This is a genomic window from Nonomuraea sp. CA-143628, from assembly GCF_050942315.1.
Lineage (GTDB): Bacteria > Actinomycetota > Actinomycetes > Streptosporangiales > Streptosporangiaceae > Nonomuraea.
In genome coordinates, this window is sequence record NZ_CP192072.1 from 13,312,801 (window position 1) to 13,338,179 (window position 25,379).

General features: G+C 69.6%; 19 protein-coding genes. 15 read left to right on the plus strand and 4 right to left on the minus strand.

Translation table 11 applies throughout. The features are described 5' to 3' along the window. Positions 1-13: 13 nt before the first annotated feature. From ACQP2T_RS60920 to ACQP2T_RS60975, 12 genes are all read left to right on the plus strand, one after another. Positions 14-8,401, plus strand: coding sequence for a hypothetical protein (locus tag ACQP2T_RS60920; RefSeq protein WP_433513720.1), 8,388 nt, complete (start codon positions 14-16; stop codon positions 8,399-8,401). Beyond that, positions 8,401-8,616, plus strand: a complete 216-nt coding sequence (locus tag ACQP2T_RS60925) for a hypothetical protein (RefSeq protein ID WP_433513721.1) — start codon at positions 8,401-8,403, stop codon at positions 8,614-8,616. Before ACQP2T_RS60920 ends, ACQP2T_RS60925 begins: the two co-directional genes overlap by 1 nt. Beyond that, the gene (locus ACQP2T_RS60930; RefSeq protein WP_433513722.1) at positions 8,617-8,871 is read left to right on the plus strand and encodes a hypothetical protein; all 255 of its coding nucleotides are present in this window, start codon (positions 8,617-8,619) and stop codon (positions 8,869-8,871) included. Positions 8,872-9,082: 211 nt separating this feature from the next. After that, on the plus strand, positions 9,083-9,544 hold the full coding sequence (locus ACQP2T_RS60935) for an IPT/TIG domain-containing protein (RefSeq protein WP_433519992.1): 462 nt from the start codon (positions 9,083-9,085) through the stop codon (positions 9,542-9,544). 24 nt (positions 9,545-9,568) lie between these two features. After that, complete coding sequence (locus tag ACQP2T_RS60940; protein WP_433513723.1) at positions 9,569-11,245, plus strand: hypothetical protein; 1,677 nt, start codon at positions 9,569-9,571, stop codon at positions 11,243-11,245. Between the two features lie 90 nt (positions 11,246-11,335). Beyond that, positions 11,336-11,560, plus strand: a complete 225-nt coding sequence (locus tag ACQP2T_RS60945; RefSeq protein ID WP_433513724.1) for a hypothetical protein — start codon at positions 11,336-11,338, stop codon at positions 11,558-11,560. A 33-nt stretch (positions 11,561-11,593) separates the two neighbouring features. Then, positions 11,594-12,862, plus strand: a complete 1,269-nt coding sequence (locus tag ACQP2T_RS60950) for a hypothetical protein (RefSeq protein WP_433513725.1) — start codon at positions 11,594-11,596, stop codon at positions 12,860-12,862. A gap of 66 nt (positions 12,863-12,928) precedes the next feature. Continuing rightward, on the plus strand, positions 12,929-14,929 hold the full coding sequence (locus tag ACQP2T_RS60955; protein WP_433513726.1) for a 2'-5' RNA ligase family protein: 2,001 nt from the start codon (positions 12,929-12,931) through the stop codon (positions 14,927-14,929). A 2-nt stretch (positions 14,930-14,931) separates the two neighbouring features. After that, positions 14,932-15,273: a hypothetical protein gene (locus tag ACQP2T_RS60960; protein WP_433513727.1), complete on the plus strand. Its 342-nt coding sequence runs from the start codon at positions 14,932-14,934 to the stop codon at positions 15,271-15,273. Positions 15,274-15,348: 75 nt separating this feature from the next. Further along, the gene (locus ACQP2T_RS60965) at positions 15,349-16,740 is read left to right on the plus strand and encodes a phage major capsid protein (protein WP_433513728.1); all 1,392 of its coding nucleotides are present in this window, start codon (positions 15,349-15,351) and stop codon (positions 16,738-16,740) included. Positions 16,741-16,907: 167 nt separating this feature from the next. After that, entirely contained in the window at positions 16,908-17,375 is a 468-nt protein-coding gene (locus ACQP2T_RS60970) for a hypothetical protein (RefSeq protein WP_433513729.1), read from the plus strand. 11 nt (positions 17,376-17,386) lie between these two features. After that, positions 17,387-17,869 (plus strand): hypothetical protein, encoded by a 483-nt coding sequence (locus ACQP2T_RS60975; RefSeq protein ID WP_433513730.1) that lies wholly within the window; start codon positions 17,387-17,389, stop codon positions 17,867-17,869. On the opposite strand, the gene ACQP2T_RS60980 is transcribed toward ACQP2T_RS60975, so the two are convergent. Beyond that, the gene (locus ACQP2T_RS60980; protein ID WP_433513731.1) at positions 17,866-18,030 is read right to left on the minus strand and encodes a hypothetical protein; all 165 of its coding nucleotides are present in this window, start codon (positions 18,028-18,030) and stop codon (positions 17,866-17,868) included. The genes ACQP2T_RS60975 and ACQP2T_RS60980 overlap by 4 nt on opposite strands. A gap of 493 nt (positions 18,031-18,523) precedes the next feature. On the opposite strand from ACQP2T_RS60980, the gene ACQP2T_RS60985 reads away from it, so the two are divergent. Then, complete coding sequence (locus tag ACQP2T_RS60985; RefSeq protein WP_433513732.1) at positions 18,524-18,751, plus strand: hypothetical protein; 228 nt, start codon at positions 18,524-18,526, stop codon at positions 18,749-18,751. Positions 18,752-18,798: 47 nt separating this feature from the next. Further along, a complete protein-coding gene (locus ACQP2T_RS60990; RefSeq protein ID WP_433513733.1) occupies positions 18,799-20,163 on the plus strand; it encodes a pentapeptide repeat-containing protein in 1,365 nt (454 codons plus the stop codon). A gap of 22 nt (positions 20,164-20,185) precedes the next feature. On the opposite strand, the gene ACQP2T_RS60995 is transcribed toward ACQP2T_RS60990, so the two are convergent. The 3 genes from ACQP2T_RS60995 to ACQP2T_RS61005 all read right to left on the minus strand — a co-directional run bounded on the left by ACQP2T_RS60995 (position 20,186) and on the right by ACQP2T_RS61005 (position 24,523). After that, a complete protein-coding gene (locus tag ACQP2T_RS60995; RefSeq protein ID WP_433513734.1) occupies positions 20,186-20,626 on the minus strand; it encodes a hypothetical protein in 441 nt (146 codons plus the stop codon). A gap of 166 nt (positions 20,627-20,792) precedes the next feature. Further along, entirely contained in the window at positions 20,793-23,279 is a 2,487-nt protein-coding gene (locus tag ACQP2T_RS61000) for a DNA translocase FtsK 4TM domain-containing protein (protein ID WP_433513735.1), read from the minus strand. 74 nt (positions 23,280-23,353) lie between these two features. After that, the gene (locus tag ACQP2T_RS61005; RefSeq protein ID WP_433513736.1) at positions 23,354-24,523 is read right to left on the minus strand and encodes an LAGLIDADG family homing endonuclease; all 1,170 of its coding nucleotides are present in this window, start codon (positions 24,521-24,523) and stop codon (positions 23,354-23,356) included. 208 nt (positions 24,524-24,731) lie between these two features. Here ACQP2T_RS61005 and ACQP2T_RS61010 point away from each other — a divergent pair, with 208 nt between their 5' ends. Continuing rightward, entirely contained in the window at positions 24,732-25,277 is a 546-nt protein-coding gene (locus ACQP2T_RS61010; RefSeq protein WP_433513737.1) for a hypothetical protein, read from the plus strand. Positions 25,278-25,379: the final 102 nt, after the last annotated feature.

Here is a 25,379-nt window from a genome sequence, read left to right on the forward strand (position 1 = left end):
GCAGGGGGCACGGGTGACCAACCAGCGGACGTGGACCATCGGCGGAGTCACCTACACCGCCGGGTTGGAAGAGAAAGCCCGCCGGCTTCGGAACGCCTTCGACCCCGAGCAGCCCCGTGACAGGAAGGGAAGATGGATCGAGACCGGCGCGTCCGTCTCCATCTGGGGCGGAGGCACCGGCACCGTTGCCCGCAACCTGGGCGGCGGCCGCCTGGAAGTGCACACCACGGACGGGCGCAAGATCTCCGTCCACCGCAACTACCTGACCGTCACCGCCGCCCCCGGCGGGAAGAAGCCCTCCGGCAACCCGGCGGACCGGCCGCGGCCGCAGCGCGCCGGCAAGCCATCCAAGGGCGTCGAGGAGTTCACGCCGTCCGGGCAGGACACCCGCGTCCCCGTCTCCGAGCTCCGGCCCGGCCAGCTCGCGTACGTGCACGGCTGGGACCAGTTCGGCGACAGCACCAGCAACCTTGGCCGGATCTCCGGCGTGTCGCCGGCGGGCCTGCCCGAGGACGCCGACACCAAGCCCGGCAGCGGTTGGGCCGTGTCCTTCGTGGACAACACGAACCGGCACTGGACGATGTATACGACCGACGACGCGATGGCGCGCGTCGTGCCGGACGAGGACTTCGCCCGCTTGGTCGAGGCCGAGCGGTTGAACGACCAGGAGCAGGCCGACCAGGTCGCGCGTGAGATCCGTGACAAGGTCAACGCGATCGACGAGGCGGAAGCCTCCGTCCAGCCGGAAGCCGCCCCGGCCGTCGAGGTGCCCGAAACCGAGAAGCGGCCCGAGCTGGCCGCCCGGCAGTGGATCAGCACGCCCGCGTTCAACGACCCGGTGCGCGTCGAGCAGATCCAGGACACCCTCACCGGCGCCGAGGTCGAGGTCACCACGATCCGCGGTGATCGGCGCACCCTGTCGGAGGAGGAGCTCGGAGACTGGCAGCCTGCCGACGAGCCGCCGAACCACCGCGCGGACGGCGCCCCCGTCACCCCGCAGACCCGCCCTCAAGAGGGCCTGTTCGCGGACATGGGGACCGACAAGGACGGCAACCGCGACATCTTCATGGAGCTGGAGGGCGAGGAGCCAGCGTCCGGCGCGGCGGCCGAGGAGCCCAGCAGCGACCAACCTGAGAGCGACAGAGGCGAGGATCATCCGCCGGCCGAGGAACTGGCCGCACCGGAACCGCAGGGCCGCGTGGTGCGCGGCGTGCGCTGGGGCCACGCGTGGGAGGTTGACAAGGTTCGTTCGGGCGTCAACTTTGCTACCCCTGAGGAAGCCCAGGAAGGGCTTGACCGGTACCTGGCATACCAGAACGATCCGCCCGAGCGCGGGCTAGCCAGGCTCGACAGAAGCGCAGACGGAGACGGGCCGCTTGAGCGTGGCGACGTCGTAGACATCCCCCGCTGGGACATCTACGGGGGGACCGTCGAGGCCATCCGAGACGGAGGCATCACCAACCCGAGCGCCCCACAGCCGACCGCGATGACCGAGATCGAGGTTCGCCGCGCGGACGGCAAGATGGTCCGTGCTCGTGTTCGGGAGAGCTCCCTCGTCCTGCGGTATCTCCCCGAGGATGCTCGTGCTCACCATGACGCCAGGCTGGCGCCCGTCATCGCACGTGAGCGGGCGATGGCGGAGGAGAACCTCGCCGCCCTGCGCGCCGAGCGAGAGCAGCGTGAGGCGCGGCAGCCGTGGGACGGCACAGGCGAGATCACCGAGGGCAACATCAGGCACGGGGCCGAACGGATCGGCCTGGCGGACGCTGACGCCGATGCTGCCCTGGCTGGCTACAGGAAGGCACCGGGGCGGGTCCGCACCGACGCCACCAGGTTCGACCAGCACATCACCGACGAGGGCCAGGAGTTCGCCGATCAGGGGCTCATGGCCGCGCACGCGCTTGTGGATGCTTCGCCGCTGCATCGGGAGGGGGCAGCGGGGCCGTCGCTCGCCACGATGGTGGTCTCGCTGGGCCGCGCCTTCAGCGACCGGGACGCGGACGCGGAGTTCCTGGCCGGCCGCGAACGCGCCCGGCGGCTGATGGACGGCGACGCCGACGCGCTCGGCGGCTCCACCGCCCGCGAACGGGAAGGCGCCGCCGCCTACCTGACGCACTACGCCAAGGCCGTGGGCAGCGCTCAGGGGCCGGATGGCGAAGCCGCCCGGGAACGCACTCAACAGGCGCAGCAGCAGCTAGACGCATACCAGCCTGAGCAGCCCTCGCCGGAGGGCCAGGCCGACGCGGCGGCTACGCAGCCCGGCTCGGCACCGGACCTGACTGCGGAGCCTGGTCAGGACCAGCGTGGCGATGTGGAAGTCGCCTCGCCGTACCGGCCGCAGCGTGGCGTCTTCACCGCCGAGGACGAGGAGATGGTCACTGCGGCAGTCGATCGGCTCGACTCCGCCCTTGCGAGCGGCGATGCCGAGGAGATCAACGCTGCCACGTACGCACTGGTGACGGCGGGTGCTGTGGCCGCATACAAGCTCCCGGAAGGGCAGGGACGGCAGCGCGGCGAGGCTGAGCGGGACCGTATCGCTCGTGAGGCGGTGGGGGCGGCTGGTCTGGACAAGGAGCCGGAGAAGCCGAACCCGGACGGGCTGCCCGATCTGGAGACCGAGGTTGTTGACCCCCGGCAGTTGCGGTCCGGGGACGTCGTTGTGTTCCCGGATAACCCATGGAATGGGCCTGTCCACCCCCTCGAATTCGACTACATGCGTGAGGTTCGCGGCGGCATACAGCTCTGGGGCGTTCCCGGCTCCAGCTTTGCGGCGCGGGATCCGAACGGCGATCCGAACGGCCGACGCGTAGCGCCGATCCACACGACCGATCCGGTGCGGCGTCAGGTTTCGCTGGAGCGGCACCAGGAGATCGCCGATCGCGCCCGCGCTGAGGGCGGCCGTGCCGTCGTGGCTTCGCAGCTTAAGCCCGGGGACGAGGTCGTCTTCGACACTCGCGGCGGCTACGACATGCAGCTCAAAGGCGCGGGCGCTCCCAAGATCGGTGATTGGTTCGTGCTGCGCGGACGCATCGCTGGCGTCCGCCAGACCGCCATCGACGCGGTAGAGGTCGAGTGGGAACCCGAGAGCCTCACCTGGAGGAACCACGACGGGCGCGCCGGACGCGTGTCCGGCAAGACCAACGTGTTCCTGCACAACGACGAAGTCGTCTACCGCGTTGAGGACGGCGATGGCCCCGAGCCTCGCGTCGAGGAGCCCGCCGAGAGCGATCCGGATGCTGCGCAACGCGGCGTCAGCCGCCAGCAGGTGACCGCGCTGGCCAGACAAGCACGCGTGGCGTACGACGCCGACGACATTGAGGAGGCTTCCCGGCTGCTCGACGAGGCCGAGCAGTTCGCCCCAGGCGATCCGCGACTCAGCATGATCCGCAGGGTCGTCAGCGAGGCGCGGCCAGCGGAGGACGTTCCCCGAGAGCCCGCGCCGGAGGGGCAGGCGTACGCCGACGAGATCCGCGTGGGCGACACGCTCGCGGAGGCCCAGTGGCGGATGGCCGGCCCTGACGCGGGCGCGCTGCGTGACGGCCAGTCCGCCTACGCGAATCCGGCGGGGCCGGCCAGGCTCGGCGAGGCCGAGCGGGACAGCCGCCGCGTCACCGACATCCAGGAGGCCGAGAGCGGCCGCCTCACGATCACCTTCGACGACGGCACCCGGATCAGCCGCCGCCCTGACGCGCTCGTCACGCGTGGCACCCCGGCCGAGGCCGAAAGCGGCGAGGAGATCCCGCAGGCGAACGCCCAGGTTGGCGACCGGATCCAGTTCGGCGCCGCAGGGCCGAGCCTGCCCGCCGGCTTGGACCGGGAAGGGCTCGGCATCGGCCGGTTCGAGCAGGTGACCGTGGCGGGCAGGATCTCGCGCCGCCAGCCCGGCATGCCGTCCATGGTGCTCGACGACATCACCATCACCCGGGCGGACGGCACCCCCGCGTCGGTGCCGTCCGGGACGCGGTTCTCGATCCCGCGCCGCGTGCTGCGGCTCGACGACAGCGAGCCCGCCCCGGCGCCGGAGCAGGTGCCCGGCGCGGGCCTGCGTGACGGGGACCGAATCACGGGCCCGACCGGTGACGTGGCCGTGGAGCGGGTGGAGCAGCTCGACGACGGGCTCGTGTCGGCGCTCGTGCGCGGCGACGACGACCGGCGCGAACGGCACCTGATCGCCGCCGAACGGCCCGTCCAGCTCGCGCCCGCGCAGGACACGGACTCGGTGGACGAGATCGAGGCGTCCGGCCTGGCCGTGGGCGAGTGGGTGCTGATCGACGACATCCCCATGCAGGTCGCCTCCCCGCCGGGGGTGGACGGCGGGCGGGCCCGGTTCGACGTGCGCGACCAGGACGGCCGCCTGTCGGAGGTGGAACTGGACGAGCGGCTCCTGCTCAACCGCATCACCGGCACCCCGACCTCCGAGGCCCCAGACGCGCCGCTGGCGGAGCCGGAGCGCGTCACTGCCGTGGACCTGCCGGACGGCACCCCGACCGGCAGGGTGCGGCTCCGCACCGACCAGCGGCGCCGCCTCCTGGACCTCAACCTGGACGCCACCGACTCGGGCGCCTCCCCGGAGGTGGCCCAGGCCATGGCGAGGCTGCGCGCCCGGCGGGAACTGTCCGCCGAGCAGATCCAGGCCCTGGCCGCCCACGTGCGCACGCTGGCCGCTGACGAGAACACGCCTGCGCCGCGCCGCCGGGCGCTGGGCCGTACGGCGGGTTGGATCGACGCCGCCAACGCTCGCCTGGAGGGGTTCCCGCCGCCGCCGCACGACCCCGGCCGGCCAGGTACGGAACGGGCCTACGCCCGCAATCTGGCTATGGGCGACGTGATCGCCCTGCCGGGCGAGGACGGCACGGTCCGATTCGGCACCGTCACAGCGACGCGCCCCGTTCGGGGGTTCGGCCTGCACACAGTGCATGTCCGGCACGAGGACGGGACTGTGGAGCAGCGGGTCCTGCCGGACGGCGTGGACCTGTGGCTGATGCAGGACCTCCCGGATGATCAGCCCGCGCCGCCGCAGTTCACGCGCGAGCACGTCACCGCGGACCGGATCGGCGTCGGCGACATCATCCGCTGGGACGGCAACGACTTCAACGACCCCGTCGTGGGCGAGGTCCTGGCCGTGCAGCGAAAGGGCGGCGAGTACGCCGAGACCCGCCTGTACGAGATGACGATCCTGGATGGCGACGACGAGCATCGCACGATCACCGTCACCGATCGGGGATGGCCCTCGGTGGAGCGGCTGGAGCGCGGGCCCGCCACCGGCAACCAGCCGTACGACTCGCTCATGCAGCCGGAGACGGCCGAGTACGTGGGCTGGCGCGACCTGAAGGTGGGTGATCGCGCCCAGGTGATGATGGCGACCGGCACCATCACCGGAATCACCCGCCACCCGGCGGCCGACGACGTGCCCGAGGGCGTCACCGTCCAGATCATGGCCGACAGCGGCGAGCAGCGGTCCGTGTCGGTGTTCGACGACCCGGCCGCTCCGGACGACTACATCGACCCCAGCGTGATGCGGCTCATCCCGGCAGACGACAACGCGGCCGCCCGCATCGCCGCCGTACGGCGCGAGCGGGAGCAGATCAGCCGCGAGCGGGAGTTCACCGCGTTCCTCGCCAACCTGGAGACGGTGCGCTCCCGGTGGGCGGCAACGGACGTCGCCGAGGCGCTGCGCGAGCTCCCTGCCGGCGCAGGGCGGGACGAGGCGCTCACCGCGGCGTTCGAGCGGCTCGACCGCATCGATGTCACGACCGACGCCGCCGCTGCGACGCTCGCTTTCCGGCTCGGCGCCCGCGACGACACCCAGACCGCCGCCATGGCCCCGGCCACAAGCGCCGTCACCCGGGCGGTGCAGGCCCGCGCCACCAGCCGGATCCGGGCCGCGCTGGAGGGCGCGGACCTGATCGGCAGCGAGACGTGGCCGCGCGCCCTGTCCCGCGTCGCGGCCGCGTACCGGGACCACCCGCCCGCGCCCGGCGTGCTGCCCGCCGGCGTGTCCCTCGCTAGGCTGCGCGACCGCATCAACGGCGCCCCCGACCAGTCGGCGCCGCGCATGCCCGACATGCCGCAAGACGCCGACCTGCCCGGCCGCCTGGCCACGTACCGGGCTCAGCTCCCGGACAACCTGGCCGATCTCGGCAAGCAGCCCGTCATGCGGGCGGTGTTCGAGCCGACCACGCTGGAGGACCTCGAAGCCGGGCGGGTACCCGCCGTCCGGCAGGCGATGCTGTGGGCGCCCGACATCGCGGACGACGATGGCCCCGGCCCGGAGACAATGCGGCAGCTTGCCGTGCTGCGCGCGGCGGGCGCCGACCTGGACGTCCGATTCCGGCAGCACCTTGCCGGGCGGGAGGTGGCGCTCGGCGCGGAGCTCGACGCCGTCACGCGGGAGCGCGGGCAGGCGTGGAAGGCGGCCGACGACCTCGACGCGGAGATCGCCCGCGTACGCGGCGACGGCGGCACCCCGGACGAGGGTCTGCTGGCGCAGCGGGACGACGCAGCCGCGCGCTGGGAAGCAGCCGCGGTGCGCGAGCAGGAGCTCCGGCGCATGCTCGCCGAGGCCCGCCGCGAAGCGCTCGCCGCCACCCTCGCCGAGGTGCGGCAGGTCGGCGGCGAAGGGCTCGACTACATCGACAGGAACAGGCGTGTCCTGACCGCGCGGGCGGGGTCGAACGCTGGGGCGCTCCGCTACGTGGAAGAGGTCCTGCCGGCCGACTGGCTCGCCGCGGCGCGCGAGTCTGGGCCCGTCGAGGTGGTGACCGGGCCTGGCCAGCACGTGCACGTCCGCGCGGACGGCTCCACCCGGATCAGCCTGCCCACCGACGAGAACAAGGAGATCGCGCCGGCGGTCCGGGAGGGGCAGCCCGGCCGTGTCCCGGTGCCGTCCGCGCAGCCCGGCGGGGTGGCCAAGGCCACGGTGGCGGCGCACGAGCTGGGCCACCACCTGGAGGCGACCGTGCCCGGCCTGCGCGCGGCAGGGCAGGCGATGCTGTGGGACCGCACCAGCCACGGCGACGTCGGCGACCGCGTCAGGCCCGAGCCGATCTTCGGTGAGGACCGCGGCCGCCCGTTCGAGATCTACCCGGGTGACTTCCCCGACGCGCGCACTGGCCGCGTCAACGGCGACGGTACCCAGGAAGTTTTCGCCAACGTGCTGGAGTCGCTGGCGGGGCACGGCGACTACGCCGACGACGACCTGCGGCACTGGGGTCTGGGCGTGCTTGCCCTCCTGGCGACGGATGCGACCGGCCCGCAGAGCGGCACCCGCCGCGAGCAGGGGGTGGAGCGGCGCGACCCGCTGGAGGGCATCAACCTGCTGGCGCTGTCTGATGAGCAACTGCGGGCGCTGCTGGCGCGGATCGACGACCCGCAGGCCGTCGCCCGCCTGCGCGGGCTGCTCGACGAGCGCGAGCAGCGGCGCACCGGCGGCGGCGAGATCGACCTGACCGACGTGTCGGACGCCGAACTGGAGTCGATGCTGCTGGCCGGCTGGGACGGCTACGGCGACGACCCCGACCGGACCGCGTTGCAGGACCGGGTAATCGCCGAGACCGAAGCGCGCGAGGCCGAACGCGGCCGCCGCGGCGACGAGCTCGGCGACCTCGCCGCGTCCGACCTGCTGTCCATGAACACCGACGACCTCGCCACGCTGTACGGCCGGAACCTGGGCCGGTACGGACTCGACCCCGCGGTGACGTCGCTGCTCGACCAGATCAGCGCCGAACTGGAGGAGCGCGACCGCCGCCGCGACATCGGCTCCGACCCGTACGCCGGCATCGACCTGGCGGGGATGAGCGAGGAGCAGCTTGCCGAGCTGATCGAAAGGCACCAGCCGCTCTACCACTCCGACCCGTGGTCCGGGGCGCTGGTGCGGCGGGTCATCGCCGAACTCGACGACCGCGACCGGCAGCAGGGCGCGCAGGATGACCGCACGCCGGAGGAAACCCGGGTGGACGAACTCATCGCCCAGAACTGGGATCCGCGCGAAGCGTACGCCGAGGTGTACGGCCTGTCGGAAGAAGAGATGGACCGGCAGGAGCGGATAGCGATCATCGACGCCGAGCGCGGCGCTGGGGAGCGGCGCGAGCAGGTCGTGCGCCGCATGTACCGGCAGTGGGTGTACGAGCAGACGCTGGAAGCGGAGAAGGCCACCAACGGCTACCTGCTGTCGCCTCTCGGCAGGAAGGCCGGCAAGGACCCGAAGGATCTGTGGGGCGGCAACGCCGACCACGCGTACGCGTACGCGTCGGAGGAACTCAAGCGGTGGTGGGCGAACCAGCCGAACGGCGGCAGGATGACCTACGACGAGTGGCGCGCCCAGTGGCTCGGAGACTCCCGCGACCGCAGGCAGGCACAAGAACGACGGCAGACCGCGGGCAACGGAAGGGACTTCGGCTGATGACGACCGGCCAGGGGCGGACGCCCACCACCGAGGAGCTGGTCGCCGCGCGCCGCTCCGCCCGGCGCGCGGCGGGGCTCGGCGCTCCGCCCGGTGTGTGCCCGTACGACCCGCGCGACGCCGATGAGCGGACGCTGGCCACCGTGTGGGTCGCCACCTACGTTGATGCACTCCCCGACGACGAAGCGGCCGCCGGCGGCCAGGAAGAGGCCTAAGTGGATCGCATCGTGGAGGGGTACATCGCCGGCGTCTACTACGCCGTCACCGTGGCCGATGCCGAGCAGGGTGGGGCCGACACGATCGGCGTCGTCTCGGGCGCGGCCGCGGCGCGCCGGCTGCTGGAGTTCCACAACGGGAAGCCGTTGCCGCACTCCGGCAACGTGCTCGACGTGGCAGACCCGGAGATGGTCGTGACGGCGCTCCAGGAACTGACGCACGTCATCCACGTCCGGCCGGCCGAGGCGGAGTGATCGGAGCCAGACACTAGCCCCGGGCGCCCGGCATCGTGCCGGGCGTGCGGGGGTTGGGGTGGCGGTTCGGGCTCGCCATAGGGATCACGCTGGGACTGATTGTGGGGTCGGTCCTGCTGAAATCCTGCGCGCCTGAACCGCCACCCGCGGACATCTATCTCGACGGCCCGCCGCTTCAGACCGCAAGCGTCATCAGGGGGACGCCGTGACGATGTACCGGGCCAACGGCACACAGATCAACAAGACTCAGGCACAGGCGCTGGCCACCGCCGTGCCGGTGACCGACCCGCTGGTGAAGGTCGCTGAGCACCTGTACGAGGGCGTACGGCCGGACGGGACCGACTTTCCGCCCCGCCGCCGCCGACTCGTGTTCCGCAAGGACCAGATCATCCGCACGTCCGAGTTGAACGCGCGCTTCCCGGTTCCGACGATCAAGTCGATCAGCCCGGCTACGGGCCCGATCGCGGGCAACACGCTCGTCACTATCAAGTGCACGAACGCCACGCCGGGCACCACGGTCACGTTCGGCGGCACCGCCGCGACCAGCATCAAGGCGGAGGACGAGGGCATCATCACCTGCCGCACCCCGGCCAAGACGGCGGGCGCCGCCGACGTTGTGGTCACGAACGACTCGGCAGCAGCCACCGCCACCGGCGGCTTCACGTACGCCTGACCCATCCGATAGGAGCCGCCCCCCGTGGCCGTGTACCAGTGGAGCCGGTTCGGCGTGCAGTACTGGGCCGCCGCCCTGGATGTGAAGGGGTTCGACCCTGACCAGCCGCGCGGCTGGCACGGACGATGGATCAAGGTCGGAAGCGTCGTCCGGCTCCAGGGCGGAGGCAGAGCCACCGTCGTCGGCAACAGCGGCGACTGGTACCGGGTTCGCCACACCAACGGGCACGTGACGACCATCCACAGTAGGCAGATCGCCGCGGTGGTGAGCGTCCCCGCCCAGCGGCGCGGCGAAGATCGTAAACCGCTGGCGGGAGTCCAGCCAGGCCGGGCTGCGAACGCGGCAGACCTGGCCGTCCTGGATGAGCGACTCTGGGGCGACCTCGACCCGGCAGGGCGCCTTAAGGTCACTGAGCTGGGGGCCAAGGATCATGACCTGTTCATGCGAAACCGGGCCCTGGCCAAACAGCAGATCGCCGAGGACCTGACCCGCCGCACCGCGCACGTGGGCGACGAGCACGTCCTCGACGAGACCGTCCGGTCGGCGCTCGCCCGGATCGAGTCGGGCGAGGCCATCATGGTGCGCTCGCCCACCCCATACGTGGAAAAGCACGCGCAGCCTGACTCCCCCGACCTCCCGAACGACCTGGCCGACTGGGAGTATCAGGAGGTGCTGCCCGAGGAGTTCGAGCAGGCCCGGCAGTCGATGGACATGAGTGGCTTCGAGGTCATCGACGCGGAACGCTACCGCAGCTTCCACCGCCGGAACGCCGTGGGCAGCTTGGTGGCCGCGTGGGCGCAGAACTCCGCCTCGCCCAGATCCCTGGCCGTCCAGCTCGTGGCCCGGGACATGTTCGGTCTCGAACGGACCACGCTGGATGACGTGAACGACTACAGGCTGGAGATGGCGAAGGACATCCTGGAAAGGCAGCGTCCCTTCGTCGAGGCGTTCGTCCGCGCCCAGTACGAGGCCACACAGCAGTGGCTTCGCGACGCCGGTGTCACCCACGTGCACGTGCTCCGCGGCATGGTGTGGGACGTCCGGGACGGAGGTGTGCCCGCTTGGGCCAGGCCCGAGCGCGGGCCGGACGCGTATGAGGAAGACGTGCCCTTGCGGCCGCTGTCCTCATTCACGCTGTCGCCGTTCACCGCTCAGGACTTCGTGGGGGAAGAGGGCGATCCTGACTGGCGCCATGAGCACGGGGTCGTCATCGACGGCACGATCCCGGCGGAACGCGTGTTCGCTCTGCCCCGTTCGGGGATCGGCTGCCTCAACGAGTGGGAAGCGGTCGTCTTGGGCGGCACCGACCGGTGGAGGGTCGCTGCGCGGACCGGCAAGTACCGCTTCTACCTCATGCACCTCATCGCCACGGCGTCCACGCCCTACGAGAAGGTCGTCGCCATCGAGTTCGCCCGTAACATGGGAATGATGGATCTTCTTCCCGACGTCTGGCCGGGGATGCAGCAGAAGGCCTTTGCCGTGGAGGGGGCACCGATGGTGGCGCGACAGAAGCGCACGTGGGATGTGTGGCTTGGCGGCCACCTGGTGACCGACCTGGCCACCTGCGCCAAGATCGCGGGCATGAGCGAGGAGGACACGGCTCGTGACCTGCTCGCGCAGGAGCGCCGCGTGGAGGTTCCGGCCGAACTGCTGGAGGAGTGCCGACGTGTCGTAGACGCTCTGGGCACAACGCCAGCGTAGACGCCATTAAAGAATGCGCGGTAATCTTTGAGGGTTGACAGGTTGGTGCGCGTCTATGCCCGCCACACACCCGGAAAGGAGACCGTAGCCATGCCCGCACTTACCATGACCGTCGTGGAAGACAGCACCCGGCGCCCCCAGCGGCCCCACCCCAACGTCGTCGCCCGCGAGCAGGCATATAGCCGACTCCGTGACGACTGGTTCGCCGCCCATCCCGGCGCCGACGACGACGCCATGCTCGAAGACCCCGTCTTCGTCCGCGCCATGAACGCGATCGACGGCCGCGACCCCAACTACGGGCTCGACGAAGCCTGACGCTAACCCGACCCGCCGAAGATCATCCCCGGCGTGGGTCGGGAAGCGGGCGGCGACTGGCAGCCGCGAGGATGGCACGGGCGATGGATCACGATCGGGGACCGTGTCCAGCTAGTCGGCTTCGGCCGTACCGGCACCGTACGCGGAGCTCACCCGAGGCGGGGCGTCACCGTCCAATGGGACGACGGCGGCACCACGAACGCCGCCCCCCACCGGCTGAAAGTCATCGAAGCCGCCCCCTACACGCCGCCGAGGCGCATCCCCGAACCCGACCCCTCCGCCACCCCTGACAGGGCGGCCGCGTACTTCTCACGGCCCGGCTACCCCGGCGACGCCTGGGTGCGATACGACGAAACCGGCGATCTGGACGGGTGGATCCGCTACAACCGCGACGACCCGTTCACGATCACGCGCTACCGCGAGGTCTTCAATGACCCGGCGTGGCAGCAGAACGTGAACGCGATGCGGTTACGGGAAGCTCCGCCCCCTGGCACGCCGCCCCGGACGCGCTCATCCCTCGCCGACCTGATTCCCGCCGACGAGGACGACGCCGACTACAGGCACCAGGAGATCGAAGAAGCGTTCCGCGAGGAACTGGAACGACGCGAGTTTGCGGGGTTTGGCATCCGCTTCGAGTTCTTCGACGTTGAGTACTCGACAGATCACGGCGTGACCAGCTTGGAAGCGAAGATCTTCAAGGGCGGGCAAGAAGCCGGGTATGTCTCCCGGATCTTCCACCGGGACCGCGACGCCAGCCTGTGGGTCAAGCACGACTATCTCAGCCTGGAAGAGGAGTACCAAGGCCAGGGCTTCGCCAACGCCTGGAACCGCCACCTCGAAGGTTGGTACCGCGAATCCGGGCTGGAACGCATCGAGATCTCCCCTGGCCTGGAAGCGGGCGGCTACGTGTGGGCCATGGACGGGTACCTGTGGTCGGACGTCTACGAGGTCGGCCCCTTCATGATGCCCGCCGATGACAGCGAGCACCGCAAGAAGCCGATCCCCCGACTCATGGGCGAGATCGCTCGGCTGGAGTCGCTGCTGGCTGCCAACTTGGACAACTCGATACCGGAGGCGAACCGGCTCGGTGCCGACGTCCTGGCCCGCATCCGCGCCGAGTTGGAGGAAGCCCGCGCCATGCTGGAGCGGTTCCGGCTCTCGTTCGACGACCCCGGCTATCCGAGCCCGCGCGAGCTTGCGCTCATCGGGTGGAGGCACGGCCGCGACCGCAAGAAAGACCCGTGGCTCGGTATGCGCGTCCTGGCAGGCAGCAATTGGCGGGGCGTGAAGTGGCTGACCTGATCGTGACCGGACACTAGCGGCCCTGCGCAGCCACCCTCACGGCAGTCGATCAGGGGGGTGGCTGCCGTGCCAACGCTGGAGCTCGAACGGAAGGCGGCCGGGGGGCTTGCCGCCGGCGTCGTCAACGCGCAGGACGAGGGTGTCGTAGAAGCCATCGTCAGTGTCACGGGAGTCGTGGACAACGTCGGCGACTTGATCCTGCCCGGCGCGTACGCGGAGACGCTGGCCGCGCGCACCCCGAAGGGGTTCTTCAACCACGACGACAAGGTGTGGGTGGCCCGTACCGAGCACGTCGAGGAACTGCTGCCCGGTGACCCGCGGCTGCGCGCCATGGCGGCCGAGGCGAAGATCGCGTGGCCGGCCGAGGCGGGCGCCCTCTACGTCAAGATGCGGTTCAACCTGGAAACCAAGGACGGCCGTGAGGCCTTCTCCAACGTGCGCTTTTACGACCGCGAGCAGGAATGGTCCATCGGCTACCGGGTGCCGAGGGGCGGCGGGACCCGCGACGCCAAGGGCATCCGCAGGATCAAGCGTCTGGACCTGTTCGAGTACTCGCCTGTCCCGTTCGGTGCCAACAGCCAGACGTACACCCTGAGCGTGAAGTCGGCGCTCGGGGACGGCGATGACCTGCCCGGCCGAATCGCCGACTGCCTGCGCGACGGGGCGCCGCTGGAGGTCAAGCGGGAGCTGATCCGGCAGGCGCGCGAGACCGATCGGCTCGGCATGGTGCCGATGGGGTGGCGTGACGGCATGGACGCCGCGGCCACTCTGGAGGACCTGGCCTTCGCTGTCGGACGGGAGGTGAAAGCCGACCGTGCCGACGCCGGGTCGGGCGTGATGGTGGCGCTCATGCTGCCCGCCGAGGTGGCCGGGCAGCTTGCCGTGCCGGACGGCATGCCCGCCGAGGAACTGCACGTCACGCTCGCCTACCTGGGCAAGGATTTGGACGAGGAGATGCTCGCCACGGTGGCCGACATCGTCAGCGGAGTCGCCGCCGGAGTGGCGCCGCTGCCCGGCCGGGTGGGCGGGATCGGCGCGTTCCCGCCGGGCGAGGACGGCGTCCCCGTGTACGTGCCAGTGGACGTGCCCGGCCTGGAGGTGCTGCGGCAGCAGGTCGTGGACCGGCTGGCCAAGGCGGGGATCGCCGCGGCGTCGGATCACGGCTACAGCCCGCATGTCACCCTCACCTACCTGCCGGAGGGTGAGGTCGTGGTGCCGGAGCCGGTGCCCGCGCTGGAGGTGGCGTTCGGCGAGGTGTCGGTGGTGCGTGGCGGTGAACTCCTGTCAGCGCTGCCACTCGGCGAGCCGGCCGAGGCCGCCGACACAGAGCCGGGCGGCGACGGCGGCGACGGCGGCGGGGACGGCTGGGACGACCTGCTCGACGCCACCGACGTCGGCGAGGGTGGGGAGGTCGGGGAGACGAAGGACGCCCAACTCGGCGTGGCCCGCGCCATGGGATTCCCCGTGCCCGTGAGCCTGGAGGAGGTGCGCGACCAACTTCGCCAGGCCGTCACCCGGTGGGCACGCAGCGCCGGGTTCACCGGCTGGGTGAACGTCGTGGCCACATTCGCTGACGTCGCGTTCGTGTGCGTCCATGACGACGCCGAGATTGAGCACACAGTCCAGGTGCCGTACGAGGTCACTCCCGCCGGCCAGGTGACGATCGGCGAGCCCGTCCCGGCCGAGGTGACCATGTCCGGCGTGCCGGACGAGGGCGCGCTCGTGGCCGTGCTCGAGGAGACAGCGGCCGCCGTCAAGCATCTCGGAGTGGACGTGGAGACGAAGGCGGGCCGGGTGCTGTCCTCCGCGACCGCGAAGGACCTGCGCCAGGCGGTCGCGTCGCTGCTCGCCGTGTTCCGGCGGGCGGGGATCGACATCTCCGACCCGACTGAGCCGGACGAGCGGCACATCGACGAGGAGGAGGTGCTGCCGGACGAGCCGACCGTCCGGCCGGACTCGACCGCCCCGTCCGCGCTGCCGACCGAGATGAAGGCCCTCTCCCCCGAGATGCTGGCCGAAGCCGCCGAGATCACCGCTGCGGCGCTGCTACTGGCGGTGGAGGAGTGAGGTTGTGGCGGCGCGGCCGCGCGTCGGGCTGCGCCCGCTGCGAGCGGCTGGAGCGGGCGCTGGCCGACGCCCGGCAGGCCCAGGCCGAGGCAGAGCAGGCCGAGCGCCAGATGCGCGTGGAGAAGGACCGGGCGTGGGAGCACGTGGATCGGCTCACGCGCCGGCTGGCCGCGATCGACGGCGACCGGCTGCGTGGCGAACGCGACGATCTGCGCCTGGAGAACGCCACCCTGCGGACTCGGCTCGCGCTGGGCGACCGGTCGGAGCTCGCGCGTGCGCGGGAGACGATCGCCCGCCTGGAGGCCCGCATGGAGGCCGTCGAGCGCGGCGCCGTAACCCTCTGACCCTGTCCGCGTGATCGGGCGCTGACGCAAACGCTGCCGACCCGCTTTCCTCCCCCTTGATCGTCTGACGTCCCGGTGCTGACCGGGCGGCGCGACCGCGAAGTCAATCCGTGTCAGCATCAAGGGGGAGCCGTGACCACGGCTAAGAGCGACATCACCAAGCGAATCAAGGAACTGACCTCCGCCCTGGAGACGAAATCTCAGCGGCTGAACGCCATCTCGAACACCGTCACTGACGAGACCGGCAAGGGCCACATGGTCATCTCGACGGAGGCGCACGCCGACTACCAGAAGACTCTGGGCGAGGCGCGCGAAATCAAGGCCCTGATCCAGGAGCAGAAGGACCACCTGGACATCGAGCGGTTCCTCGACGAGCCCAACGAGCCCAGCCACGCCGCCCGCGACGCCGTGGCGTCCGCGCACGGCAAGCAGCACAAGAGCCTGTCCGAGGCGTTCCTGGGGAGCGACGCCTACAACGAGATGAAGTCCGGCCAGTTCCGGCAGCTTGGCCAGGTCGCCGAGTTTGAGCAGGGCCTGTACGACTTTGAGCGCAAGGACATCTTCAGCCTGAGCGCTGGCACGCACACCACGCCCGCCTTCGGTAGCGCGGAGAACGTGGGTCTCGCCGAGCGGCAGCGCAGGCCCGGCCGGGTGCGTGACCTGTTCCCCAGCGAGCAGACGCAGGCGAACATTTTGTATGGAATCCGGCAGATCGGATTTACCAACAACGCCAAGCGGGTGCCCGAGCGGGAGCAGCCGAACGGCGGTCCGGCGCTCGGCAACGACACCGACGTCTTCGGTAAAGCGCCAAAGTCCAAGCTGAGCTTCATCCCGTACACGGCGCCGATCGTCGAACTCGCGCACACGGTCCACATCCACAAGAACACGCTCGCCGACGAGTCCCGCATCAGGGGCATCATCGACCGCGACCTCGTGGACGGGCTGAAGCTGAAGGAGGACGAAGAGATCCTCTACGGTGCTGGCAACGGCGACGAGATCACCGGCCTGTTCAACATCCCCGGCGCCCAGGAGTACCGCGGCCTGGCCGCGGATGCGAAGTACAAGTCGCTCCAGCTCCGCCGCTCTGCCACGATGGCTATCCTCGCGTTTTTCGAGCCCAATGGTGTGGTCTTGCACCCCTTCGACTGGGAGCAGATCGAAACCGAGCGCGACGATCAGGGCCAGTACCTGATCGCCGTGTCCGTGGCGGTCGGCGGCGAGAAGCGCGTGTGGCGGATGCGGGTCGTAGACACCGCCGCCATCCGCCAGGGCACGTTCCTGACCTGCTCGTTTGGCTACGGTGCCAAGCTGTTCGACCGTGAATCCGTCAGCGTTCAGGCCTCCACAGAGACGGGCGAGGCGTTCGAGCGCGGCTATGTCGTGCTGCGCGGCTCCGAACGGATCGGCCTGGCGGTGGACCGCCCCGAGTCGCTGGTTCTGGGCGAGTTCGCCACCACCACCCCGTGACCCAGGCGAGGTGATTGGGAGAGGACATTAACGGTCCTCTCCCGGCACTCTCCCCCGCATGACTCCAACCTCGCGTGATCTGTGCGTCTACCGCGCCAGGGTGCCCAACACGGCCCGGCGCAAGATCAACGTCGGGGATGCCCATGCCAGCGCGTAAGCACATCGATGTGGGCGAACTCGTCAAGGCGTACGAGGCGGGTGCATCCATCCGCGCCCTGGCCAGAGACTACAAGGCGTCGCACACCGCCATTCAGCGCAGGCTGAAGGGCCGTGTGGTCATGCGCCCGGTTGGCGGCAGGACCGGCGGCAACCTCATTCCCCAGCAGGTGCGGGACAAGATCGCCGCCGCCTACGCCGAAGACGTGCAGATGGCGGACATCATGGCGGAGTTCGACGTGTGCGACGAGACGGTGCGCCGGCTCGCGGACGAGGCAGGGATACCGCGGCGGCCGGTCGGCGGGCAGCAGCGTCTTGACCCTGCCCAGATTGCTGCGCTGAGCAGCCAGGGGTGGCCACCCGAGGCAATAGCGGTCCTGTTGAGCGCGAGCCCTTCGCGTGTCCGGGCGATCCTGCGCGAGCTCCGTGAGGAGCCGACCGGAATGGCGGAAGCAGACGCTAACGCACCAGGTGAATGACACTGCCCGGCATGGCATCACCCTCCAGCACGACACGCACCCGCATCACTGACGACATGGTGGACACGGCGGCCGCCCTCTACCGGCAGGGGTGGACGCTACGGGAGATCGCGGTTGAGCAGCGCTGCTCGTTCCAGCGGCTGTCCACGCTTCTGCGCCAGCGTGCAGATGTGCAGATGCGGACACCGGCCCATCCGCGGGCGCTGCGGCTGTCTCCGGATAAGCAGGCGGCGATCCGGGCTGCGGTCGAGCAGAAGATGAACCAGTCCGAGATCGCCCGGCTGACCAAGGTGACACCATCGACGGTGGCACGGCTGGCCGAGCGGGAGAACCTGACCCTGTTCAGGGGGAAGCGTCCGAAGTGGGACGTGGATCTGGCTCGGCAGATGCGGGCCGACAACGTGACCTACCGGAAGATCGCGGACGAGGTCGGCGTGGGCATCATGACCGTGTGGCGCAGGCTGAACCCGGCGTCCTCGAGGATGCCGGGCTAGAACAGGACGTATCCCTGCGCGTCGAGGTCGATCTCGATGCGCAGGATCTCCGAGTCCTTGGCGTGAGCGGCCGCGAGCCACTCCTGGTAGAGGCGGCGCGTGTTCTCGCGCGCCGCACCGAGACCGACGCCATGGTTGAGCCCACCACAGTGCAGTCGCACTCGGCTTCGTGGGCGTCGCGACAGCGTGCGTCGCACCGTTGGGGCGGATCTACGCTCCTCGCCATAATCAGGGTCCGGACGGGTACGGCGGCGCTGTTGATGCCCGCGTACGAGACGCGGTAGCCGTACACGGCGATCCGGTGCGAGCCCGGGTTCCCTATCGGGTTGGTGATCTGCAGGATGGTCTTCTGCGCGGTGCCGGACGTGATGTCCTCGGCGATAGCGGTGTATCTGGCCACGAACCCCCCAATGCTCGGCTCGGCGGGGGAGTATGCCGACCAGCCGCGCCAACGTCGGCCGGGGGGTTGACCCGCCTCGTGCCGCATGCCACTATCGGGGGTGTCGGGCAGTAGCGTGCCCGGAATCAGAAGACCTCGACGGCTCCGCCGTACGGGGTCTTTGTCATTTCTGGCCCTGGCCGGTCTGAGCCCTCTCAGACCGGCCAGGGCTTTTTCATGCCCCAGGAAACGACCCAACGGCGAAGGCAGGAGCGATGATGACAACAACGGAGGTGGCCATCTTGGCTGGGACGGCGGTAGTCCTCGCCATGATCGCGGGCGTGGTTCTCATCAGCTGGCGGGCATTGGGCCGCTGTACCCCCGACGCGGTGCCCAAGGTGCTCGCCATGCTTGACCAACTGGCCCGGACGATGCTGCAAAATCGCAGTCGGCTCTCGTTGCTGCCGGAGCAGGAGCAGGGTGAGATGGAGGGGCGGAAGTGAAGGGTACCCGCCGTCCCCCGCGCCCGGAGCCGCCGGCAATCAGCCGCGTGGACGAGGATGCCGTTATCCGACAACTCGTCGGTGACATCCTTGCCCTTGTCCACACCCTCCCGAGAGACGAACTGGAGAGCACTATTGAATCGATCGCTGCTGGGCCCGGTTTAGCGGTGATCTTGGAAAACCTGAAAGAAAGCGGCCTAACTCGGTGGCTAAACTCTCGCGCGGGGTCTCTCGAATCCCTCAACTGCGGTCTCCTTGCCCGAGCCATCCAGGCAGCATTCGCCCGTATCGCGAAGAACGGAGTTCCATGCCCAGCTGGCAGTCCTGACGACGACGAGGAACTAGCGCATCTCGTTCCGAACGTGTCGCCGTATATACCGAACACCTGCGATTTTCGGCATCCGCCGTCAATAAACCTGGCTTCAGCCGACCTCCGCCGCGCGCACCTCGCCCATAGAAGGCTGATCTCCGCGGGCCTGTCCGGCGCGAACCTGACCCGCGCGGACCTAGTCGGCGCGGACCTGACCCGCGCGAACCTGTCCGACGCGAACCTGGCCGGCACGAACCTGATCCGCGCGAACCTGACCCGCGCGGACCTAGTCGGCGCGTACCTGAGCGACGCGTACCTGGCCGACGCCAACATGACCGGCGCAAACCTGACCGGCGCGCACCTGAATCGCGCGGACCTGACCAACGCAAACCTGCACGAAGCGGATCTGACCCGCGTGATTCTGACCGGCGCGAACCTGGCCCGCGCGGATCTGACCGGCGCGAACCTGACCGGCGCGAACCTGACCCGCGCGAACCTGACCGGCGCGGACCTGTCCGGCAAGGATCTGTCCGGCATGAACCTGTCCGGCGCGAACTTGACCCGCGCGATTCTGACCGGCGCTGATCTGTCCGGCACGAACCTGGCCCGCGCGAACCTGACCCGCGCTGATCTGTCCGGCACGAACCTGGCCCGCGCGAACCTGACCCGCGCGTACCTGACCCACGCGAACCTGACCGGTAGGGATCTGACCGGCGCTGACCTGACCCACGCGATTCTGACCGGCGCTGATCTGTCCGGCACGAACCTGACCGGTAAGGATTTGACCCGCGCGGATCTGGTCCGCGCGATTCTGACCGGCGCTGACCTGACCGACGCGATTCTGATCGTCGCGAACCTGTTCGATGCGAACCTGTCCGGCGCGAACCTGACCGGCGCGAACCTGACCAGCGCAAACCTGACCAGCGCAAACCTAGCCAGCGCAAACCTAGCCGACGTGAAGCTGATCAGGGTGATGTGGAACGAGCGAACACGGTGGCCCATCTCGCATGACGGACAAATCCGCCATGCGTCGGACCAGCTCTCGGATGGCCGAATGCAGGTTCGCCTCGGGCGCCTTGAGGACGAACTGGCCGAGTCCTAGCCGAAATGCCGAACCCACAGAGTCACAGCCAGGAGTCCCATGCCTGGATCACCATCCGCGGGCTTCCCCCTGACCCGGCACCCGCGAGCGCGATCGTGTTCGGCCTGTTCTGCAGCGCGAACCGGGCGGGGAACGAGCCGAGCGCGCCCCGCCCGGGGCGAGGCTCCGGATACACATCCGGCGGCACGTACGCGAGCACCACCCGCGTGGCCAAGTCGATGTCCAGGCTGTACCGCGAATCCGTCGGCAGCACCGTGCCCGGCTTGGACCGGATCATCAATCCGCTCTCCTGGTGGATGATCGTGAAATCGCGGATGGGCCCCCACACGCGGATCTGCGCCGGAATCCACCGGTAGTCCCCGCTCATGTGAACGTTCGACGATGCCGACCCGGGCAGCGTCTCGATCGCCACCTCGTCGTAGATCGGCCGTACGGCGCGGGTTCGGCCAACGACAGCATTCACCGGAACGCGACCGTCCCCGGTCGGTGACCTCCCCCTCCTCGACGAGCCGCACCTGCGCCTGCCGGGTCAGGTCGCCCTCCTGGACGCGCAGCGTGCCGAGCTGGCTCGGGTAGAGGGCGGCGGTCATGCGTTCATTACGCCCTCATCGAGCGGAACGCGGTGACGTTCACGTGGTCTCTGCGGGGATGGCGTCGGTCAGACCAGCCAGGAGGTCGGGCAGGGTGTTGGGAGTGGCCAACACTTCGCGCGCCTTGGAGCCCTGGCTTGGGCCGATTACGCCCCGCGCTTCGAGCAGGTCCATGAGCCGCCCAGCCTTGGCGAAGCCGATGCGTAGCTTCCGCTGAAGCATCGACGTGGACCCGGAGTTCGAGGTGACGACAAGCTCTGCGGCCTGGAGGAACAGGGCTAGGTCGTCGCCGATCTCCTCGTCGATCTCACGTCGCGCAGGCGCGGTCGAGAGGTCTTCCCGGTAGTCGGCCTGGGCCTGCCCCTTGCAGTGGGCGACGATCTCGGCGATCTCCTTCTCCGACACGTACGCGTTCTGAACCCGGATGGCCTTGCTGGCGCCCATCGGTAGGAACAGCGCGTCGCCCTGACCTACGAGCTTGTCGGCGCCAGGCTGGTCGAGGATGACGCGCGAGTCGGTGAGTGAGGACACAGCGAACGCGAGCCGGGAGGGCACGTTGGCCTTGATCAGGCCGGTGACGACGTCCACGGAGGGGCGTTGCGTGGCGATGACGAGGTGGATGCCGGCCGCGCGGGCGAGCTGCGTGATGCGCACGATCGAGTCTTCGACGTCGCGCGGCGCCACCATCATGAGGTCAGCGAGCTCGTCCACGATGACAAGCAGGTACGGCAGGGTGGTGCGCGGCTTCCCTTCGGGCAGGGGCTTGAGGGTGCCGTTGCGGACGGCGGTGTTGTAGTCGTCCACGTGCCGGAAGCCGGTCTCCGCCAGCGTGTCGTACCGGCGGTCCATCTCCCCGACCACCCATTCGAGGGCCTCAGCGGCCTTCTTCGGGTTCGTGATGATGGGCGTGATCAGGTGGGGGATGCCCTCGTAGACCGACAGCTCCACCCGCTTGGGGTCCACCAGCACCATCCGCACCTCGTCGGGCGTGGCGCGCATGAGGATGCTGGTGATCAGCCCGTTGACGCACACCGACTTACCGGCGCCGGTGGCGCCCGCGATGAGCAGGTGGGGCATCTTGGCGAGGTTCGCCACGATGGTGCGGCCCTCGACGTCCTTGCCCAATCCGACGATCATCGGGTGGCGGTCGGCCTGCGCCACCCGCGCGCGGAGCACGTCGCCGAGCGAGACGAGGTCCTTGTCAGCGTTCGGGATCTCCACGCCGATGGCGGACTTACCCGGGATCGGCGACAGGATGCGCACATCAGCGGACTTGACCGCGTAGGCGAAGTTCTTCGTGAGTGCGGTAACCTTCTCCACCTTCACCGCGGCGCCGAGCTCGATCTCGTAGCGGGTCACGGTCGGCCCACGGGTGAACCCAATCACCTGCGCGTCGATGACGAACTGCTCCAGCACGCTGGTCAGCGCGTTGACCACGACGGTGTTGGCCTTGGTCTGCGGCCTGGGCGCGCGGCCGGCCCGGAGCTTGCCGAGGTCAGGCAGGACGTACGGGCCGGGCTCGTGGACCGTGACGGGGAGCAGTTCGGTGGGGTCCTGCTTGGGGGCGCTGTCGTCGGGCTCGGGCGCAACCACCGCGGCGGCGTCCGGGTCGGACGGTGTGGCGACGGGCGCGGGCAGCGGCGCAGCACCGGCAGCAGCGGCAGGCGCGGCGGCCGCCGGGGTGGCGGCGGGGCGGGCAGCCGGGATGATCGCTCCGGTCGGCGCCTTCTCCTGTACCTGCGCGGGGGCGGGCTGCTCGGCGCTGTCGTCGGCCATCTCGGCGCGGGCGCGGCGGCGCGCGGCAACGCGCTCAAGCACGTCCCGCACGGCGTCCTGGGCGATCTGGGGGACGTCGCGGAGCGGAATGCCGGTGATGAGCAGCAGACCGAACACGGCGAGGATCAGCAACAAGGGGACGACCACGACGACGGGCAGCACGAGCGCGGGCAGCGCGGACAGCAGCCAGCCGACCAGGCCGCCAGCGGTCGCGACGGCGTCCCAGCTTCCGCCATCACCGAACGGGGCGGGCAACCCCTGAGTGACGTGGATGATGGCGAGCAGCGCGGCCGCGAGCAGCCACCAGCCGGCGACCGTCCGGCGGGGCGAGGTCTTGGAGCGCACCAGCCGCCAGGCGACCGCCACGGCGAGGAGCGGCAGCAGCCACGCGCCTACGCCGATCACGGCGCGGATGACGGCGTCCACGGCGGTGGCTATGCGGCCGTCCGCGAACCGCCACACGATGGCGGCCAGGACGATTGCGGCGGCGATGATGACCAGCGCGATGCCGTCCCTCTGCTGCGCCTTATCGAGGCTCTTGGCGCCGCGTGCGGCCGCGCCGAGGGCCTTCGCGGTGAGCTTCCAGCCCTTGGCGGGCAGGGTGACGACCAGCTTGTTCAGGGCCCAGCCGATCGAGTCCTTGGATGCCGAGGTGCGGCGCACCGGCGTGCTCCGCGGCTTGGCATTGGCGGTGGTCTTGGCGACGGCTGTGCGGGTGGTGCTGGCCCGGATGCGTTTCTTGGCGGGCACGAGGTCCTCCGGTGTGGTGAGGTGCGGGCGAGGGGCCCGCGTCTGACACGGGCACGGGCTGGCCTGGGTAGAAGTCACCCGGTGGGGATGCATCCTGCGGCGAGAAACAGGTGGTTATCGGCATCGATGCCGATGCAGGTGGCCTTGGCGGGGGTTACAGTTCGAGCTTCAATAATCTTTCGGGGGGTCTGCTGGTCTCGGGTACGAGGTCTCCACCCCGAGATCTTCCGAGAAAGCCGAAACGGGCAGAGACTGACTGCAAGGCGGACGTTGACGTAGTAGGCGTCGAAGTTCTTGTCGCCGGGCACGTGCCGAATGCTGGCCACGCCGCCGAGGGATTGGGAGAGGAAGGTAACGTCCTCGGCGAGTTGTTTGCTCGTGGTCACGAAGATCGAGCGCGGTCCGCTTGCGCACCCATCGGTGTCCATAAGTCCTTGTAGAAGGGCAAGCCGCTGTGATGCGCTGGCGAATAGGTAGTCGGTGGGGACGAACTTCGTCGAGCAGCCGTGTCCATGGAGGCCCAGGGCGCGAATGGCGTTGAGGACCTCGTTTCGTCCCCTCCCGCGCAGAGACGAGACGATGCCCCATTCGCGCGCTCCCTCCTCACGAGATACGAGTTCGTGCCCAGCGGGAAGCGTGCTGCGCATCAGTTCGACCAACTCGGGCTCAACGCATGTGAAGCGGATGTTGCCGTTGCAGAGAGAGCCGTCGCCGATCAGCGCGCCGAGAAGATAGGGATGAAGGGGAAGGTCGGCTTCTGGCATCTCGACAGGGCTAGCCAAGTGCGGGACCCGGTGCTTCTGGTGCACAGTGGCTGCGATTTCTTGAGTTGTCCGGACCCTCCAGGCGTTGTTTCGCGCGTCATAGGTGATGGTCTGCGTGACCCAGGGATGACCTTCATCAGCGATCACGGTGGTGCGATCGCTAAAGAGAACCTCGTAGAGAGGGCGGACTCCGCAAGAGCGGACCGTGGTGACCGCATGGGGCTTCCCATCGCGCCCGACGATAAGGTCTCCCACGCTCAAGCTTGCGATGGGACGCCAGCCCGTAGGGGTCAGAACAGGTTGATCATCTCGCAGCGCCTTGTTGAACGCCGTGTTGAGGATGTTCGTGCCCGCGAGGGCCTTGGCGAGGGCACGGGCGGTGGCGCTCTTGCCACAGCCAGCGCCCGCCTCGACGACGAGGTGCTTACGAGCACAGCCAGCTTCAACGATGTCGCCCTGCTCGTCGGTCAGGTTCTGCACGTGGGGTTGCCCTTCCGGTGAGCCACCGGCTTGCGCCGCTCGCATTCCGGTGACAGAATCAAACATTAGCAGTTTTCTTTAATGGTGTCTATCAAGGTCTCGGGAGTGAAGCAGAACGGGCGCGGACAGTAGGACGGGCCGCCGCCTACCGTCCGCGTCCGATCTGGACCGCCGGTTCAGAGACATCCGTTGACTCTGGAGGCGCGCCATGCCACCTCGGACCCGAAGCCAGAACAAGGCGGCACCAGCCAATCTCGTCGAGGAGGCCTCTGGGGTTGTCTCGACACCTGAGCCCGCCGACCCGGCGCCGCTCACCCCTCGTGTCGAGGAGACCCCTGAGGCTGTCCCGGCATCTGAGCCCGCCGACCCGGCGCCGCTCACCCCGCCCGCCGAGCCCGGCACTGCGGACGACGAGCCGATCACCGACGCTGCTCCGCTGACCCCGCCCACCAAGCGGGAGAAGGCGCCCGAGGTCAAGCAGGACCCGATGACTCCCCCTCCGCCGCCGCCGGCCGTGGGCCAGCAGGGAACTCTGGACCTGCGCTGGAGCAACGGCGAGCAGGTGACGGACGCAGACGACCTGTTCGAGGATCCGGGCGCCCGCTACACGCACATGATCGTGAAGCGGCGGGTGCTGGAGCGGCACTATTACGACGGCGCCAACACACCGACCAATCGCCTGCTGTACGCGGTCGGCGCGCGGGTGCCGCGATCGGAGGCGGACCGTATCCGCCGTGAACTGTCATCCTCCTGATCGCGTGATCGGGGGGACTCGGCGGCGTACTGGTGGAGTGTGGGCGCCCAGACGGTGGGGACCCGGTGCCCATACTCCTCCAGTGCGCCGCCGAGCCGTATC

Excerpts from the sequence above, each read along its gene's own strand:
- ACQP2T_RS60925 (WP_433513721.1), top strand. The coding sequence starts at position 8,401 with ATGACGACCGGCCAGGGGCGGACGCCCACCACCGAGGAGCTGGTCGCC.
- ACQP2T_RS60935 (WP_433519992.1), top strand. The coding sequence starts at position 9,083 with ATGTACCGGGCCAACGGCACACAGATCAACAAGACTCAGGCACAGGCG.
- ACQP2T_RS60975 (WP_433513730.1), top strand. The coding sequence starts at position 17,387 with ATGGCATCACCCTCCAGCACGACACGCACCCGCATCACTGACGACATG.
- ACQP2T_RS61010 (WP_433513737.1), top strand. The coding sequence starts at position 24,732 with ATGCCACCTCGGACCCGAAGCCAGAACAAGGCGGCACCAGCCAATCTC.
- ACQP2T_RS60945 (WP_433513724.1), top strand. The coding sequence starts at position 11,336 with ATGCCCGCACTTACCATGACCGTCGTGGAAGACAGCACCCGGCGCCCC.
- ACQP2T_RS60985 (WP_433513732.1), top strand. The coding sequence starts at position 18,524 with ATGATGACAACAACGGAGGTGGCCATCTTGGCTGGGACGGCGGTAGTC.